Genomic DNA, 16,597 nt, shown 5'->3' on the forward strand with positions numbered 1-16,597 from the left:
GCCCCCTTGGGGCCCGTCGCTTTTAAACCGTGTGATTAATTATGGTTTGGCGGTGAGGAGCGTCGGATGGAAGGGTTGAGTCGGATTACTCTTCGGCTTCGCCCTCTTCCGTAGCTTCGGTTTCTTCTTCCATGGGCTCTTCGTCGGTCATGGTTTCACCTTCTTCCATGGGCTCTTCGTCGGTCATGGCTTCACCTTCTTCCATGGGTTCTTCTTCGGTCATGGTTTCTTCTTCTGCCGGTGCAGTTTCTTCAACCTCCGCGTCGTCAGCGGGGGCTTCAGGGGCAGCACAGCTTACTAAACCAAGGCCAAGGGTTGCAACGGTGGCAAGACTCAACAGATATCTGACTTTCATCTTAAATCTCCTTCAATTGTTAATGGATTGCTAGAGAACACAAACACCTCATCATACACAAAAATTAATAATTTGCGTTAGCAAACACTCGATTTTTGTGTTGAGAGCTACTATAGCAAATTCCATCTCATGGGTAGAGGAAATTGCCTCCTGAACTAATAAGAATACCTAAACAATCAAAATTCTCGCCATCAGGGGCAACCCTCAGGGATTACACCCTAGCCTTGACCTGGGTTCTAGGGTGGCGATCGCTGATCTATCAAGCGTTTCAGCCCCTGGGGGAGGATGTGGTGATCTGGGGTGGGGGGCCTCCGTTGGGGCGGGTTTGCGATCGCACCGTCAGCCCCACACCAGCATTTCATTCATGTCTAGTACTGTAGTGATGGATCGGGAGCAAAGGCTTCAGCGTCTCTCGCCCGTAGGTATTGATGCTCTGTGGAGGGGGGCGAATTGATCACACTTTACAATCGCCCCGCTTTGGGGAAAACCTGAGCATTCAAGGTTCGGCGCGAGGATTCTGAGTTGGCTGTGAATGGCGTTGAATGGTGCTCAATTTAGGACAGGGTGGTGGTGGCCACCATGGCCGCGAGGAGTTGATCCGACGTGACCGGAAAGGGGAGGTGATGGAGGTCAGAATCAGGATGGCAGGCAATCTCGGCGGCATTCCGGAGTTGATCGAGGGGCACTTGTCCTAAGCCCAAGTCTTCGAGGGTTTGGGGCAGGCCGAGATCGCGGTAGAACTGAAGAAGCTGTTGGCGGGAACTGTGGGCCAGTTGGCTGCGCTGCACTTGTTCTTCTAAGCGGAGTTGTACGAGGATGCCGTAGGCGACTTTTTCACCGTGGAGGATGGGATGGGCGGCGGGGATGTGGGTGAGGCCGTTATGGACGGCGTGGGCGGCGACGGTGCGACATTGCGCCCCGCCGAGGCCGCCAATCACCCCGGCGAGGAGAACGGTGGCATCGACCACTTCACACCAATCGGGGCTGCCGGGATTAGCGATCGCACTGCCCGCCTTTTGAAAGAGAATATCCCGTAAAATCCGCGCTTGCTGTACCGCCGCGATGATCAGGGTGTGGGTAGAGTCGCCACTACTGACGGAGGCTTCGTACCATTTGGCGATCGCATCCCCAATGCCGGCCACGAGCGTCCGGGTGGGGGCGGTGTGGATCACGTCGTAATCGAGGATCAAGGCGTTGGGGCAATTGTGCAAGCCCACATCGTAGTGAAAGGCTCCCGCATCGGAATAGATATTAGAGAGGGCTGTCCAAGCGGCACAGGTGGCGGCGGAGGTGGGCAGGGTGACGATCGGCAGGTGACAGCGGTGGGCGAGGAGTTTGGCCGCATCGAGGGCTTTGCCGCCGCCGACTCCGATGATCAGGTCGGCTTGATGGTGGGTTGTGGCCTGTTCCAATTGGGCGAGGCTGGTTTCGGAACAGTCGGGGTGATAGGTGGCGGTGGTGAAGGTGAGGTTGTGGGCGGTGAGGGTGGGGAAAAGGTGGGATTCCACAGCGGCGAGGCTGCGATCGCCCCCCACCACCAGCGGCCGCTGACCCAAGGCGGCGAAGACTGACCCGGATTGCGCGATCGCCCCCCAGCCCCGCAACACCTGGGCCGGTGCGATCGCCAACGGGGTTACCGTTCGGGTCGTGGGGGTTACGGGCGCAGCGTGCAAGGTCGGATCAGTCATGGGAGAAATCACCTCAATTAAGTATCAGTGGGTTCAGGAGCTGGGGGAAGTTGGGCAAAATTTTCAGAATAGAGTTGGATGGCGATCGCTTCACTTTGGCCACGGCCAAGCGCATCGGGGTCTTGAGATAATTTAACCGCTTCGCCGAGGTAAAGGGGGAGAGAGATCCCCGGTTCTGGGTGGAGCACCGTCCGCGCCCGCACCATTACCGCCTGAGCGTTATTCCCCAACCGGCCAAAGGGTGCAATATCGAGGGCCGCTTGTTTTAGCGTCGCCTCCACTTGATCCGGTGTCACCGTCGGAGCCACCACAATCACCACATGGGCCGCCGCATCGTCATAGACTAAGTTATAGCGCACTGATCCCGGAATGTCCGTGCGGCTAAACAGCCCCAAACTCAGGCCAAACGCCCCAATCGTCAGTACCGCCGTGAAGGCCGTCACTCCCACCAGGCGAAACCGAATCCCCCATTTCAACAGAAATGCCAGGAGCATCAGCAGGAAAAAAGCCCCGGTAGCGTAGGCCAGCCATTGAGTATAAAGCGCGAAATCGTTAGGTATTTGCATCGTTAATCAGGGTTAGAACGGGAAAGAGTTGCAAGGAGTCTGGATCGAGTATGAGTGAGCCAGAGACTCACAGTACCATTGCGGGAATTCTCTGTAGTGCGAGCTTCTCGCTCACTGCCCTGACGGAGAGAGGGATCAAACGCAGACGGGGTCAACAGTAGAACATTGTGGAGCAGCAGTAGTTTGAACGGGGGAGGCGCAGCCGGGGGGATTCGGGTAGGCGCATTACCGCATCGATGAAATCGCATCTTGGGCCATGGATGCGATCGCTTGATCCGTCGCACGGGGAATCCGGTAATATTTTCCCCCCGCCTGCTTCGCCAACTCTTGACCAAACCCCGTCGCCACAAACCGTTTTTCCGTATCAATCATCAGTAGCTTAAACCCCGTAGCGCGGATCTTCGCCGCAATATCGAGCAATTCCGCCTTAATATCCGGCTTTTCCTCCGATAATTCTTCACCAAGGGATTTCGCCAAAGGAATATTACCGCGCCCATCGGTAATCGCCACGATCACCACCTGGCCAATATCCCCGGACATCTTCGCATTCGTCCCCACCTGCACCGCCTGGGTTAACCCGTGGGACAGGGGCGACCCGCCACCACAGGGCAGTTTTTCCATCCGCAGCCGCGCCATCGTGATCGATCGCGTCGGCGGTAACAACACCTCCGCCTGTTCGCCTCGGAAGGGAATTAACGCCACCTGATCCCGATTTTCATAGGCTTCTGTGAGGAGCCGCATCACCGCCCCCTTCGCCGCCTGCATCCGGTTTAACGCCATCGACCCCGACGCATCCACCACGAACACAATCAACGCCCCAGCCTTTCGCGCTAAACGCTTCGATCGCAAATCCCCCTGTTCCACAATCACCGTGCGGCCCGGATTCCGGAGGCGGCGGGCTTTTTGATACGGCGCAGCGGCGCGGAGGGTGGCATCCACGGCAATCCGGCGCACCTTGCCCCTGGGCAACATCGGTTTCACATAGCGGCCGCGATCGTCGGAAAAAATCATACTCCGGGAACCGCTATTCCCCTGTTTATTCGCCATTTGCGCAAAATAAAGCACCGACGGATCAAGGATCACCCCTTCAATATCAAAGACAAATTCTTCGGGAATTTCTGGGGTGTTGTCTTCCTGTTCCTCTTGGTCTTCGTCCTCTTGATCCTCATCCTCTTGATCCTCAGGATCATCGGCTTGATCCTCCGGGGGCGGCGGCGGTGGGGGTGGGGGCTGCATCTCGTCGTCCGGGGGGGTGTTGGCGGCGGTGGAGCGCGGGACGATGACGAGTTCAACGGCTTTGCGGAGATCATCGGCGGCCACGGCATCACGACCCTCAAGGGCGGCGGCGGCTTTGGCCACCCGCACCGCGAAAAGTTCCGCCCGATGGCCCATCACTTCACCCCGGATCGCTTCTTCGACGAGGTAATTAATCTGCTCGGTGCTGATCGTCACCTCTTTAAGGTATTCGCGGGCCAGGAGAATGTCGGTTTTCATGCCGTCGCTGTCGCTGTGGTATTGCTCGGCAAATTTGGCGGGGTCGTCGGCGTAGTCGGTGACTTGGCCAACGGCGGTAACGCGCTGATCGAGGGAGAGCACCCCATCGGCGGAAAGGGTGATGGCGATGCGATCGAGGAGGTGTTCCCGTAGGGGGCCTTCTTCGGGGTTGAAGGTGGCGATCAACATCGGGCGGCAGGGGTGCTCGATGCTGATGCCTTCGCGTTCGATCCGGTTGCAGCCATCGGTGAGGACGCTGAGGAGTTGGTTGGCGATTTGGTCGTCGAGGAGGTTGATTTCGTCGATGTACAACACGCCGCGATGGGCTTGGGCGAGGAGGCCGGGCTGGAAGACGGCTTGACCCTGTTGGACAGACTGCTCCACATCGACGGAACCAAGGAGGCGGTCTTCGGTGACACCGAGGGGAATTTGCACGAAGGGGGAGGGGATGATTTCGGTGGGGTCGCCGGGTTCGGGGTCGGCGTTGCAGTAGGAGCCTTGGGCGATTTCGATCGGGGGTAAAAGGCTGTGGATGCCCCGCGCCATCACGGATTTGGCTGTGCCGCGTCGGCCGGCGATCGCTACCCCGCCCAAGCCCGGATCAACGGCGGTGAGTAACAGCGCCAGTTTGATCGCTTCTTGGCCGACGACGGCGGTAAGGGGAAAGCTGGTATTGAGGGGGGCAGTGGTGGGCATAGCAGGAGCGATCGCAAACGGGGTCAAGCTCCTATCATAAAACATCCCCCGGCCCCCACCGATCCCAAGTGGTGATGGGGAATGATTAGGGCTGAATCAGTGAGGCAACGGGGAGGATGAGGTCGGGAAAGGCCAGGGGCGCGATCGCCCCCTCTCGCTGCGTCCTGGTGATAGCGTTCGATTGTCCATTGATAGGTGTTGACGGTCATGGCGATCGCAGCTTAAGGCATTGCCGATGATGATAGTTCAAATTTTCGTGTAGGTTTGATCGAGAACACCCCGCCGCGAGGATGCGCTGATGTCGTTGGTTGAGCAATATATCCGGGATTTGGTGGCCAACCGGGCCACGGGTGCAACGGTGGCGGAAACGACCCACTACCCCGCGTTACAGAAATTACTCGATGGCTTGGGAGCCGAGCTAAAACCCAAGGTGCGCTGTATTACGGGACTGAGCAACCAAGGGGCGGGGATGCCCGATGGGGGGCTGTTTACGGCGGGGCAGTTTCGGCAGCAGGAGGGCGATCGCCCCCTCGAACCAACGAACCCAGAGCGCGGCGTGATTGAGGCCAAGGGCATTGGCGCGAATGTCCTGAAAACGGCGCGGTCTGAGCAGGTGCATAACTATTGGTTGAAATATCGTCAGGTGTTGGTGACGAATTTTCGCGAATTTTTGCTCGTGGGCTGTGATGGAGACGGGGACAAGGTCGAGTTAGAGTTTTTCAGTTTGGCGAAAACCGAGGCGGAATTTTGGCAGTTGGCCCAAAATCCGAGGGCATTGGCGGCTCAATCGGGTCAATCCTTAACGGAATATCTGAAGCGGGTGATGTTGTCCACGGCGGCGATCGCATCCCCGGAAGATGTGGCGTGGTTTCTCGCTTCCTACGCACGGGATGCCAGGGTACGCATCGAGCAACAGCAGGATCTCCCCACTCTTCAGATGATCCGCGACAGTTTTGAAACGGCGTTGGGGATTCATTTTGAAGCGGAACGGGGCGATCGCTTTTTCCGGTCTACTCTGGTGCAAACCCTGTTTTATGGCATTTTTTCGGCGTGGGTGTTATGGCATCGCGAAGGGTCAAAAGGTGAGTTTAATTGGGAGCGATCGTGGCGATTTTTGCGGGTTCCGATTTTGCAAATGTTGTTTCATCGGTTGAGTGATCCGGAAACGTTGGAATTACTGGGGTTAATCCCGGTTTTAGATGGGGCAACGGCGGCCCTGAATCGGGTCAATCGTGCGGAATTTTTCAGCACCTTTAACGACAGTCAGGCGGTGCAATATTTCTATGAACCATTTTTGCAAGCGTTTGACCCAGAATTGCGCAAGGAGTTAGGGGTTTGGTACACGCCGCCGGAGGTGGTGCGCTACATGGTGGCGCGGGTGGATCGGGTCTTACGGGATGAGTTGAATTGTCCTGACGGGTTGGCGAGTGAGGAGGTGTATATTCTCGATCCCTGTTGTGGTACGGGGGCTTATTTGGTGGCGGTGATTGAACAAATCGCGGCCACATTGCAGGCTAAGTCAGCGGATTCTGGGTTGGGATCGTTGGCGACGATGGAAAGCCTAAAAGAGATTGTTTTAAAGCGGGTGTTTGGGTTTGAAATCTTGACGGCTCCGTTTGTAGTGGCTCATTTGCAGGTGAGTTTGTTGTTACAAAAGTTTGGCGAGTCGTTGGAGTTGTACGGGAAAGATCAGGAGCGGGTGGGGATTTTTCTCACTAATGCGCTAACGGGTTGGCGACAGGGTGAGCCGTTGCCAATTCCGAATTTTCCGGCGTTGGAACGGGAGCGGGATGCAGCGGAGGAGGTGAAAAAGAGTAAGCCGATTTTGGTGGTGATTGGCAATCCACCCTATAACAGTTTTGCGGGGATTGCGGTGGATGAGGAGCGGGAATTATCCGATGCGTACCGAGAAACGAAGCACGCGCCGCGCCCCCAGGGTCAGGGGTTGAATGATCTTTATGTGCGTTTTTTCCGCATGGCGGAGCGGCGAATTGTGGAGCAAACGGAGCGGGGGATTGTGTGTTTTATTTCTAATTATTCGTGGTTGGATGGGTTATCGTTTACGGGAATGCGGGAACGATATTTAGAGATTTTTGATCAGGTTTGGGTTGATAATTTACATGGCGATCGCATCATTTCAGAATATGCACCCGATGGACGAACGAGCGAAACGGTTTTTGCCATCCCAGGGTTTTCAGCGGGTATTAAGGTGGGAACGGCGATCGCACTATTGATGAAGGGTAAAAAATCTCAAGATTGCCAAATCTTTTATCGCGATTTTGATCAAGCGCGTGCCGTGGAACGTTGTAAGGCAATGGCTGAAAGTTTAGAAGAACTCAAGCCCAATTATCAAACAGTCTCCCCATCCCTTGCCCTCGGTCTCCCCCTCAACCCCAAAACAATCACCGCCGCCTATTTCGATTGGCCATTGTTAACCGAATTATTACCTATTTCCTTTCCCGGTGTTAAAACTAGTCGTGATGATTTTTTAGTTGATATCGACAAAAAAGAACTTGAAACAAAAATAAAAGAATATTTTGATAGAAATATTAGTGATCATGAAATAAAAAATAAATATCCTGTTGCCATGGAAGAGACAAAAACATTTAAAGCTAAAGCTGTTCGTGAATTTCTGCTAGATCAAGGAATAAAGAAGGGTTATTTTGTAGAGTATTTATATCGACCATTTGACAAGCGGTGGTTGTATTGGGAACCAAATACAGACTTGTTAGATCGTAAACGTACAGAATATTTTGAAGTTCAACAGCCGAATAAAAATCTATGGTTAGCAGCAGCACAGAAACATAGAAGAGAATTTGATTCTCCCTGTGTCTCTAGCGTTCTTACATCAGGACATATTATTGAACGCGGGGCTAATTTATTTCCATTGAAAACGCCTCCCGATGTGTGGGGAAGTTTATTTAAAAATGGCTCTGAACATTTATTGGGCGATAGTGAATTAACCATGAATTATTCACCGGATGCCATTGCTTATCTACGAAATTTGTCTTTAGAGATCACATCAGAGGCATTGTTTTTTCATTGTGTCGCGATTCTGTATTCCTTTGAGTATCGAACAGAAAACGGGGATGCACTGAAACAAAATTGGCCCCGGATTCCGTTACCGAGCAACAAAAAACACCTCGAACAATCCGCCCAACTCGGTCAACAACTCGCTGCCCTCCTTGACCCCGAAACCCCCGCCCTCGGAGTCACCCAAACCGTCAGCGACCCCCTCAAAATCATCGCCGTTCCCACCAGCACCCACGGCGGCAACCTCAAACCCGAAGACTTCGCCCTCACCGCCAACTGGGGCTACGGCGGCAACGGCAAACCCACCATGCCCGGCAAAGGCAAAGCCATCCAACGCCCCTACACCCCCGCCGAACGCGACACCCTCGGTGCAGACCGGATCGCCCTGCTCGGTGAACACACCTACGATATTTATCTGAGCGATCGCGCCTATTGGTGCAACGTACCCGATCGCGTCTGGCACTACACCCTCGGCGGCTACCCAGTGCTGAAAAAATGGCTCAGTTATCGCGCCGAAAAAGTGCTAAAACGTCCCCTCAAACAAGACGAATTTGTCCACGTCATCCACACCGCCCGCCGCCTCGCCGCCATCCTCCTCCTCACCCCCGCCCTCAATGCCAACTATCGCGCCATCAAAGCCAACCTCTACCCCTGGAAATCCGAACAAGGGGCCTAACAAGGGGCTGAACAAGGGGCCTAACAAGGGGCTTAAGCCCCTTGCCTGGCAGTGATGAACTAAGACATCCGCGTTAGGGGGGCGTGTTGGGGGTCCATCACCTTCTTGCCGATGCCGGGGAATTTCACCCCTAAGTGAACCTTGTGCTTCGTGCCAAACACATGGGTCACTTCCCCTTCACCAAATTGGTCATGGACGATGCGATCGCCCACGAGCCAATTGTCGGGATTATTATCGATTTTCGGGGGGGAATCATCAACGGCCTTGGGTTTGCGTCGCCGATGGAAGCGATCGGGTTGGCTGACGAATTCTTCCGGTAGTTCACTAAGGAACTGCGACGGCACACAACTTTCAGAACTGCCCCAGAGGCGACGCATTTGGGCATGGGTCATGAATAGCTGTTCCTGGGCGCGGGTGATGCCCACATAGCAGAGGCGGCGCTCTTCTTCGAGGGAGGCGGGGTCATGGAGCGATCGCGCATTGGGCAGCAAACCCTGTTCCATCCCCACCATAAACACCACCGGAAATTCCAACCCCTTCGCCGCGTGGAGGGTCATCAGGGTCACGGCTTCGGTTTCGTCTTGGAGATTGTCCAGATCCGAGGCGAGGGAGGCATTTTCAAGGAAATCTTGAAGCCGCTCGGTTTCGTTTTCCTCCTGGAACTCGGCGACCGCGTTGAGCAATTCGTTGAGGTTTTCGATCCGGTTGTTGGCCTCGTCCGTGCCCTGCTGTTGGAGGTCTTCCACATAGCCCGAATCCTTGAGCAGCCCTTGGGCCAACTGTAACGCCGGGATGTCGTGGGCCAATTGGCCTTGATAGCGTTTGATCAACTCCACAAACTCCAGCACCCGTTTTGCGGCTCGGCCCGCGAGGGTTTGGGCAGAGGTTTCATCGCTGAGGATTTCCCAGAGGGGTACGCCCAACTCTTGGGAGGCGTTTTGGAGGTTTTCCAGGGTGGATTTACCGATTCCCCGGCGCGGCGTGTTGATAATTCGCAGCAGGCTCACGGTGTCGGCGGGGTTGGCGATCGCCCGCAGATAGGCCAGCATATCTTTAATTTCTTTGCGATCGTAGAACTTCAAACCCCCCACAATCGTGTAGGGAATTTTCCCCCGCAGGGCATCTTCAAGGGCGCGGGATTGGGCATTGGTGCGGTAAAGAATCGCAAAACTGCCCCAGGTCAATTCCGGATGATCCGATCGCAAACCGTGCATTTGATCGAGGACAAAGCGGGCTTCGGTCTGTTCATTGTCGGTTTTGGCAATGTAGATCGGCTCCCCCTCGCCCCGTGTCGCCCGCAAAATCTTATCAATGCGTTGGCTGTTGTGATCAATGAGTTCATTGGCGGCGTAGAGAATCGTGGCGCGGGAGCGGTAGTTATGTTCGAGCTTCACCATGGTTTGGGTGGCCTCATCGGGCAAACCATCGCCAAAATCCTGTTGGAAGCCCAGCAAGATCCGAAAATCCGCCATCCGGAACGAATAGATCGATTGATCCGCATCGCCCACCACGAAGACGGAGCGATCGCGCCAATTCCACGCCTTCGGGTTAGTCTCCCCATTGGTGGTCAAGAGCCGGATAAAATCGTACTGAATCCGGTTTGTGTCCTGATATTCATCGACGAGAATATGGTGAAACTGCTTGTGCCAATAGCCCAGCACACTTTCATTCTGCTCAAACAACCGCACCGGAATCAGCAACAGATCATCAAAATCTAGACCATTATTGGCCGCCAGTTGATCCTGATAGAGTTCATACACTTCCGCGATCGTGCGCCCGCGATAGTCGGGGTTTTCCTTGGCGTATTCGACCGGTGAGAGGCCGAGGTTTTTCGCGTTGCTGATCGCGTAGCGGATTTTGCGGGGGTCGAATTTTTTGCTGTCTAGATTGAGTTGTTTCGTGGTGATCGACTTCACCACACCATTCACATCAGCATCATCAAAAATGGTGAAGTTTTTGCCCCAGGTGCGCCCCCGTTCGTCTTGATATTTATCCACATCGAGGCGCAAAATCCGCGCCGCCAAACTGTGAAACGTGCCAATCCACAGGGGTTTGATTACGTCTTTGTAGACTTGCGATCGCAGCTTCGTTTGGATCGCCGCTTCCAACGCATCCAGGGGCTTGTTGTGGTGCTTGTGGGCTAATTTATCCGCAAAGAGGCGATCGATCCGCTCCTTCATTTCCCGTGCCGCCTTGTTTGTGAAGGTGACCGCGAGAATATTTTCCGGATGAACATGATGCTCATGGATCAGGTTAAAAATCCGGTAGGTCAGGGCCCTCGTCTTTCCCGACCCAGCCCCAGCCACCACCAGGAGCGGCCCGCAAAAATGTTCAACGGCGCATCGTTGGGCAGGATTCAGATGGGACAGAAAGTCGGTACTCATGGGCAAGGATACAAGTAACAAAAATACAGTGACCCAAACAGAGTCATGCTCTTCATTGTATCGACTCGGTGAATGATTCCGAAAAATCAGGCTTTCAGACCCCGCCCTTTCAATCAACACCCTGATCGGCCAACGGAACTTGATAGACTTCCCCCTTGAGAAAACGGAGGCTTTACGCCTGCACTCGTAATACACTGAAAACACCACCGTTGAACTCGACGCATGACCCCTTCCATCGCTCACCTTGGCCCCCCCGGAACCAATGCAGAAACGGCCGCCATCGTCTACCGCAATCGCCTCCAAAAGAACACCGGCCACGCAGCCATCCTCTGCCCCTACCCCACCATTGCCCAAACCCTCAAAGCCGTGGCCGCTCAACAGGTGGATCTAGCCGTTGTGCCGGTGGAAAACTCAATTCAGGGAAGTGTGGCCGTCACCCTCGATACCCTCTGGGAGTTGGAACACCTGCAAATCCAACAGGCCCTCATTCTCCCGATTCATCATGTGTTGGTGTCCTGTGCTGCGGATTTCCAGGCGATTCAAACGGTCTATTCTCACCCGCAGGCCTTGGCGCAATGTCAGCGGTGGCTAGAATGTCACCTTCCCCAGGTGCAACAGTTGGCCAGCAATTCCACCACCGAGGCCCTGGCCGGTCTCCGCGCTGACCCGACGGTGGGCGCGATCGCCTCGGCCCGCGCTGCCCATCTCTACGACCTGCCCATTCTCGCCGATCGCATCAACGACTATCCCGACAACTGCACCCGCTTCTGGGTCGTGGGGCGCGAACCGGGAGAACCGGGGGACTATATTTCCCTGGCTTTCAGTGCGGCGGCGAATCTTCCCGGTGCATTGGCCAAACCGCTGCAAGTCTTCGCCGATCGCCACATCAACCTGAGCCGGATCGAATCGCGCCCCACCAAGCGATCGCTCGGTGAATATCTCTTTTTCATCGACCTCAACAACACCCCCCGCAACACCGAATCTCTCCACACCGCCCTCCACGAACTCCCCCAATACACCGAAATCCTCAAAATCTTCGGCTGTTACGCCGCCTCTCCCATCCTCGCCCCCGAACTCGAAATTGATTAACCTCGTCCCCCTCATGACGCTTCACCCATCAACCCCACCCCCCGAAATGCTTGCTACGGAATCAACGCCCTCCCCCTGTTTAGTGGGTTGCTACTGGATAACGCCACCCGTTAGACTAATACCCATATCGCCATTTTGACATCTACAGAGACCTCTAATCGTGAGTACTAAGGAACGGCTTCTCAACGAAATTAGCCAAGCACCAGATTTTTTGCTTGAAGAAGTCTTAACTTTTTTCCTGTTTCTGAAGCAGAGGCTCTCAGAGCGGAACAGCGAACATCAGGCGATATCTGCACCCTTAAATCCTAAAACACCTAATTTTTTGCTGAAGGCAAGAGAAATCGGTCAGGCTCTCTCCTCGAGTCAAGCGGACGGCTTATTACCCACTGATTTCGCCAAAAATTTAGACCATTACTTATACGGTGCGCCAAAAATAGAGGAATGAGAACTATTTTTGTCGATACAGGCTACTGGATCGCGCTCATTTCTCCTGATGATGATCTACATGACCAAGCCCTCTGGATTACTGAACAAGTCTTGCCGGCTCAGTTTGTCACAACAGAGTTAGTGCTCAATGAGTTGCTGAATGCTTTTTCGCGGCATGGGGCAAGATTTCGGCAAGCTGCGGTGAGTTTAATTGATTCATTGCTAGAGGATGAAACTGTTGAAATTATTCCCCAGAGCATTCAACTTTTTCATGCTGCCCTGGCACTCTATCGGCAGCGCCCTGACCAGGCTTGGAGCCACACGGATTGTGTTTCGTTTCATCTGATGCGGGAGCGCAAGATTATGGAAGCATTGGCCTATGATCGCCATTTTGAGCAGGCGGGTTTTGTGGCGTTGCTGCGCGATCGCTCCAGTCTGTAGTTGCTTAAACATGGCCAAACTGTAGCCGGGCCAGGTGTATGAGTGCAATTTCAAAGCCCCAATTGGGCGAGAAATGCCGCGCCGTCCTTATCCGGATCGCACCCAAACACGAGGCTTTGGATGTGGATCGTGTGGATTATTTCGTCGAGGGGTCGGGGGAGGGGTTCGGGATAGAGGAGGATGGCGCGATCGCTCTGTTTAAAGTGGGCGTAGGCGAGGATTTGATTAATGTCGGCTTGGCTGGGTTTGTCGGGGGTTTTGTATTTGGTGTCGAGGACGGCGATCGCTTGGTTTGTGGTGCGATCGTCTGCATGGTTTTACTGAGTTTCAAACAAATGACTGGGCAGTTGAGACTGACGAATTATGGATTTGAGCGTTCCAGTCTTGAGAGTCTTGTGGTCGGGAACAGGGACAGTGATGGTGGTGTCTTCCAATTGGCGCTGCATGATAATGTGGCTACCACGCTGCCGAATTTTGACAAAGCCTTGAGATTGAAGAATTTTACAGACGCTTTGACCCGATAAGGTTCTGAGCTTACCCAACCGCCACCTCTAGCTCAGTAATGACCACATTTTGCTGTAGGCGCTGCTCGATTTCACTACGGCTTGCACATTCAAAGAAAAGTTCGAGAGCTTCGCTGAGGTTCTGTTTGGCTTCCTCTACGGAGTCTCCCTGACTGGCGATGTCAAGTTCTGGGCAGAGGGCAACGTAGCCATCCGTTTCCGGTTGGATGATGGCGGTGAACGTTCGGGTTTGCTTCATGGTGTGGGCAGGAGGAGATAGCGCATTCACCCATGATAGCGATTGCGATCGGAGATATTGCAGCCCGATCAAAGCCCCAATTGGGCGAGAAATGCCGCGCCGTCCCTATCCGGATCGCACCCAAATACGAGGCTTTGGATGTGGATCGTGTGGATTATTTCGTCGAGGGGTTTGGAAAGGGGTTCGGGATAGATGAGAATGGCGCGATGGGTGGCTACGCGATCGCTCTGTTTAAAATGGGCGTAGGCGATGATTTGATTAATGTCGTCTTGGCTGGGTTTGTCGGGGGTTTTGTATTTGGTGTCGAGGACGGCGATCGCTCGGTTTGTGGTGCGATCATACAGGATGAGATCGATTTTGTAGCGGTGATTGGAGCTTAATTTGTAGGGGTCTTGGGCTTTGAGGTAATAGCGGGGCGGCAGGTGTTGCGCCAGCCAAGCGGCGACGTAGGCTTCGTAGAGTTGGGCGGTGTTGAGGAGGAAGGGCAGGGCGTGGCGATCGCCATGGGCCTGGCCGGGGCTGAGGTGTTCGAGGAAGAAGCCGCAGAGGGTATGGGGGATTTGATAGTCGGCATTGAGGCGATCGTAGGGGCGATTGCGGCAGTCGGCGGCGGTGTAGGGGACGAGGGCGATCGCACCGGAGAGGGCACGGTGGGCGCGGGCGAGTTGGATTTGGGTGGTGTCGTGAAAGAGGTGGCGGGTGCGGCGCAGGTGGTGCAATGTCCAGAGCAGGATTTGGTTGTCGGGAATGTCGGCGGTGCGGGTGGTGTAGTGGCAGGGTAGGCGGGTGGCCCAGGGCGATCGTGCCGTGCGCGGCCAATCAATGCGGCCACGGGGGGAAATGAGGCGATCGCGGTGGGGTTGGTAGTTCGCGACGAGGCCCTGACGGATGCGATCCAAAATCCGATTTGCAAGGATGCGAGCGAGGAGATCACACAGATCTTCGAGGCGATCGCAGGTGGTCAGTTGCTCGAACATCTGGAGACTTTTCAAGCTGCCAACGGTGTCGAGCATCTGCCAGATATTAGCGATCGCGGTTTTGGGCTGAATGCGAATGGTGAGATCGGGCGTGAGGGGAATTGTGCCGATCACGCCTTTAGCGGTCAGTTTCCAGCGATTTTGATTTTTAAAACTGGGGGTTTCAATGTCGATTTTTTGACGATAGTGCTGCCAAATCTGTTGGCCCATTTCGTCTTCTAGTTCATCCCGCCCGAACCATCGCGGCTGGTATTCAATCAGGGAAATTTCAAGCATCGGACACAGGGCGATCGCGCTGAATTCGCTCTTTAATCGTATCCCACTGAAACGCCTCGATTTGTTCTAGATTGCTATAAAACAGTTCTTCAAGATAGGGATAAATTTCGAGTTGCCAAATGTCGGCTATTGTTTCGTTGAGGTTGTCCGTTAGGAAAAAAGAGATGCCGATCGCGTAGTTTTTATCATTGATTGTGGTGTTAATTTGCTCCAATATTGCGATCAAGCCATCGGGGTTAAATCCAGTTTGTTCGCGCTCATGCCATTGTTTCAAAATGCTGTAGTCGGGGGCAAGTTCGATGAATGCGAAACGGCGGCGGAGGGCATGATCTACAAGGGCAATGGAGCGATCGGCGGTGTTCATTGTGCCGATGATGTAGACGTTTGACGGAATGCTGAAACTTGCCTTGCTTGTCGCGAGTTTGATGGTGCGATCGCGATATTCGAGCAGATAGAGAAGTTCACCAAACACGGCGGATAGGTTAGCGCGGTTAATTTCGTCGATAATCAAAACGCTGTTGCTGTGGCATTGACGGGCGCGATCGCAAAAGTCCAAAAAGCGACCGGGCATCATTTTATAGGTGAGTTGACCATTTTTATCTGCGATCGGTCGAAGTCCTTGCATAAAGTCTTCGTAGGTGTAAGCGGGGTGGAGTTGAATGGTTTCGATTAGTCCATCGGTTTCGCTGGTGAGGTAGTTTGCGAGGTTTTGGGCGAGGTGGGTTTTGCCGGTTCCCGGTGGGCCCGTGAGGATGATTTGTCGTTTACGGTTGATAGCAGAAATTATGAGTCTGAGTCTCTGCTCATCCAGCATCGTTTCTTTTAAAAGAAAATCGATTTTCTTTGAATCTATTTCTTCTATAACAGGGTTAGATGATTTTGGCGGCTCTATTTCATACCAAAATTGGTGAGGTCTGTATGAGTCGAAAACTCTAATGTTAGGTTCTTTTTTTTGAATCGTTTTCTTAAAACGACTTACTTTAGATGCAACTTGTTGCTGAAATCCCTGATCGCTAAAAAGTAATTTTCCACTGCTTTCTCTCTCCTCATTTTGTATTTTTCTCTTTACTTCATGGTATTCTGGATATTGCTTTATTATCGCAGCCGCAATTTCTTTCGTGCCGAAATAATGTCCTGGATTTTCTTTTAAAAAATTGATAACCTGTTGATAAAATGGTGGTGTTTGAATCATTGATTTTGCTACCCTGGTCACTCAGGATTTTACATCAGATGTAGTACATCAGTAGGCTTTTTTTATGGGCAAAGCAATCGCTATCATCAGATTTGATGGGATTTTCAACCCATAGTTTACCTACAATTTTAAGCTCGCTGGTGTACTATTTTTCTCATAGAACAACCTCTCGCCCCGGTGATGGATCGCGATCGCCCCCAAACACTTCATCTGGATTAATATCCAAAGACTCAATTTGCCATTTTTCCCGAAATGCCGCCAACCCATCACCAAACAATGATGATGTTTCACTATCCATGGTCGTAGATGGGCTACGTTCTTGGGTTTGCAACATCTCAGCAAACTGTAAGATTTTTTGCTGATGTGCATCCGGCAAACTGCGCAAAATTTGGATCACTTTTTCGGTAGTGCATTTTAGTGCAGGCTAGAGGAAAAGATAGGGGCATCTTGCTCCGCCAGCTTCTCTCTGATGCCCCGATTGTACTCATGGATGAACAGCCATATCGCCCCAATGTGGTTCTCCACCTTTTTCGAGAACGACA

General features: G+C 53.5%; 15 protein-coding genes. 5 read left to right on the plus strand and 10 right to left on the minus strand.

Annotated features, from left to right (window positions below; genetic code table 11):
• Positions 1-85: 85 nt before the first annotated feature.
• A complete protein-coding gene (locus PN477_RS01485; protein WP_272116371.1) occupies positions 86-355 on the minus strand; it encodes a hypothetical protein in 270 nt (89 codons plus the stop codon).
• Between the two features lie 224 nt (positions 356-579).
• Between PN477_RS01485 and PN477_RS01490 the strand changes: the two genes are divergently transcribed.
• Positions 580-735: a hypothetical protein gene (locus PN477_RS01490; RefSeq protein WP_272146911.1), complete on the plus strand. Its 156-nt coding sequence runs from the start codon at positions 580-582 to the stop codon at positions 733-735.
• Positions 736-909: 174 nt separating this feature from the next.
• On the opposite strand, the gene PN477_RS01495 is transcribed toward PN477_RS01490, so the two are convergent.
• The 3 genes from PN477_RS01495 to bchD all read right to left on the minus strand — a co-directional run bounded on the left by PN477_RS01495 (position 910) and on the right by bchD (position 4,799).
• Entirely contained in the window at positions 910-2,043 is a 1,134-nt protein-coding gene (locus PN477_RS01495; RefSeq protein WP_272116372.1) for an iron-containing alcohol dehydrogenase family protein, read from the minus strand.
• 17 nt (positions 2,044-2,060) lie between these two features.
• Positions 2,061-2,609 carry a Ycf51 family protein gene (locus tag PN477_RS01500; RefSeq protein WP_272116373.1) on the minus strand — a complete coding sequence of 183 codons (549 nt, stop codon included), beginning with the start codon at positions 2,607-2,609 and terminating at the stop codon, positions 2,061-2,063.
• A 225-nt stretch (positions 2,610-2,834) separates the two neighbouring features.
• Positions 2,835-4,799 (minus strand): magnesium chelatase ATPase subunit D, encoded by a 1,965-nt coding sequence (gene bchD, locus PN477_RS01505; protein WP_417158726.1) that lies wholly within the window; start codon positions 4,797-4,799, stop codon positions 2,835-2,837.
• Positions 4,800-5,097: 298 nt separating this feature from the next.
• Between bchD and PN477_RS01510 the strand changes: the two genes are divergently transcribed.
• Positions 5,098-8,508, plus strand: coding sequence for a type ISP restriction/modification enzyme (locus PN477_RS01510; protein ID WP_272116375.1), 3,411 nt, complete (start codon positions 5,098-5,100; stop codon positions 8,506-8,508).
• A gap of 59 nt (positions 8,509-8,567) precedes the next feature.
• Here the strand turns inward: PN477_RS01510 and pcrA are convergent, their stop codons facing one another.
• Positions 8,568-10,892 carry a DNA helicase PcrA gene (pcrA, locus tag PN477_RS01515; RefSeq protein WP_272116376.1) on the minus strand — a complete coding sequence of 775 codons (2,325 nt, stop codon included), beginning with the start codon at positions 10,890-10,892 and terminating at the stop codon, positions 8,568-8,570.
• A gap of 222 nt (positions 10,893-11,114) precedes the next feature.
• On the opposite strand from pcrA, the gene pheA reads away from it, so the two are divergent.
• The 3 genes from pheA (at position 11,115) to PN477_RS01530 (ending at position 12,848) form a co-directional block, all read left to right on the plus strand.
• Complete coding sequence (gene pheA, locus PN477_RS01520; protein ID WP_272116378.1) at positions 11,115-11,981, plus strand: prephenate dehydratase; 867 nt, start codon at positions 11,115-11,117, stop codon at positions 11,979-11,981.
• Positions 11,982-12,141: 160 nt separating this feature from the next.
• Positions 12,142-12,426 (plus strand): hypothetical protein, encoded by a 285-nt coding sequence (locus tag PN477_RS01525; protein ID WP_272116379.1) that lies wholly within the window; start codon positions 12,142-12,144, stop codon positions 12,424-12,426.
• Positions 12,423-12,848: a type II toxin-antitoxin system VapC family toxin gene (locus tag PN477_RS01530; RefSeq protein ID WP_272116381.1), complete on the plus strand. Its 426-nt coding sequence runs from the start codon at positions 12,423-12,425 to the stop codon at positions 12,846-12,848. Before PN477_RS01525 ends, PN477_RS01530 begins: the two co-directional genes overlap by 4 nt.
• A 317-nt stretch (positions 12,849-13,165) precedes the next feature.
• On the opposite strand, the gene PN477_RS20805 is transcribed toward PN477_RS01530, so the two are convergent.
• The 5 genes from PN477_RS20805 to PN477_RS01555 form a co-directional block, all read right to left on the minus strand.
• The gene (locus PN477_RS20805; protein ID WP_417158725.1) at positions 13,166-13,390 is read right to left on the minus strand and encodes a type II toxin-antitoxin system HicA family toxin; all 225 of its coding nucleotides are present in this window, start codon (positions 13,388-13,390) and stop codon (positions 13,166-13,168) included.
• The gene (locus tag PN477_RS01540; RefSeq protein ID WP_272116385.1) at positions 13,383-13,610 is read right to left on the minus strand and encodes a type II toxin-antitoxin system HicB family antitoxin; all 228 of its coding nucleotides are present in this window, start codon (positions 13,608-13,610) and stop codon (positions 13,383-13,385) included. Before PN477_RS01540 ends, PN477_RS20805 begins: the two co-directional genes overlap by 8 nt.
• A 68-nt stretch (positions 13,611-13,678) precedes the next feature.
• On the minus strand, positions 13,679-14,863 hold the full coding sequence (locus PN477_RS01545) for an McrC family protein (RefSeq protein ID WP_272116387.1): 1,185 nt from the start codon (positions 14,861-14,863) through the stop codon (positions 13,679-13,681).
• Positions 14,856-15,677 (minus strand): McrB family protein, encoded by an 822-nt coding sequence (locus PN477_RS01550; protein WP_465250279.1) that lies wholly within the window; start codon positions 15,675-15,677, stop codon positions 14,856-14,858. Before PN477_RS01550 ends, PN477_RS01545 begins: the two co-directional genes overlap by 8 nt.
• Positions 15,678-16,209: 532 nt before the next feature.
• Positions 16,210-16,353 (minus strand): hypothetical protein, encoded by a 144-nt coding sequence (locus tag PN477_RS01555; RefSeq protein WP_272146913.1) that lies wholly within the window; start codon positions 16,351-16,353, stop codon positions 16,210-16,212.
• Positions 16,354-16,597 lie beyond the last annotated feature (244 nt).

This window comes from Spirulina subsalsa CS-330 (assembly GCF_028330765.1).
Classification (GTDB): Bacteria; Cyanobacteriota; Cyanobacteriia; order Cyanobacteriales; family Spirulinaceae; genus Spirulina; species Spirulina subsalsa_A.

Coding starts and splice junctions, on each gene's coding strand:
- PN477_RS01500 (WP_272116373.1), bottom strand. CDS start 2,609: ATGCAAATACCTAACGATTTCGCGCTTTATACTCAATGGCTGGCCTAC.
- PN477_RS01510 (WP_272116375.1), top strand. CDS start 5,098: ATGTCGTTGGTTGAGCAATATATCCGGGATTTGGTGGCCAACCGGGCC.
- PN477_RS01485 (WP_272116371.1), bottom strand. CDS start 355: ATGAAAGTCAGATATCTGTTGAGTCTTGCCACCGTTGCAACCCTTGGC.
- pcrA (WP_272116376.1), bottom strand. CDS start 10,892: ATGAGTACCGACTTTCTGTCCCATCTGAATCCTGCCCAACGATGCGCC.
- PN477_RS01540 (WP_272116385.1), bottom strand. CDS start 13,610: ATGAAGCAAACCCGAACGTTCACCGCCATCATCCAACCGGAAACGGAT.
- PN477_RS01555 (WP_272146913.1), bottom strand. CDS start 16,353: ATGGATAGTGAAACATCATCATTGTTTGGTGATGGGTTGGCGGCATTT.
- bchD (WP_417158726.1), bottom strand. CDS start 4,799: ATGCCCACCACTGCCCCCCTCAATACCAGCTTTCCCCTTACCGCCGTC.
- pheA (WP_272116378.1), top strand. CDS start 11,115: ATGACCCCTTCCATCGCTCACCTTGGCCCCCCCGGAACCAATGCAGAA.
- PN477_RS01530 (WP_272116381.1), top strand. CDS start 12,423: ATGAGAACTATTTTTGTCGATACAGGCTACTGGATCGCGCTCATTTCT.
- PN477_RS01495 (WP_272116372.1), bottom strand. CDS start 2,043: ATGACTGATCCGACCTTGCACGCTGCGCCCGTAACCCCCACGACCCGA.
- PN477_RS01545 (WP_272116387.1), bottom strand. CDS start 14,863: ATGCTTGAAATTTCCCTGATTGAATACCAGCCGCGATGGTTCGGGCGG.
- PN477_RS01550 (WP_465250279.1), bottom strand. CDS start 15,677: ATGCTGGATGAGCAGAGACTCAGACTCATAATTTCTGCTATCAACCGT.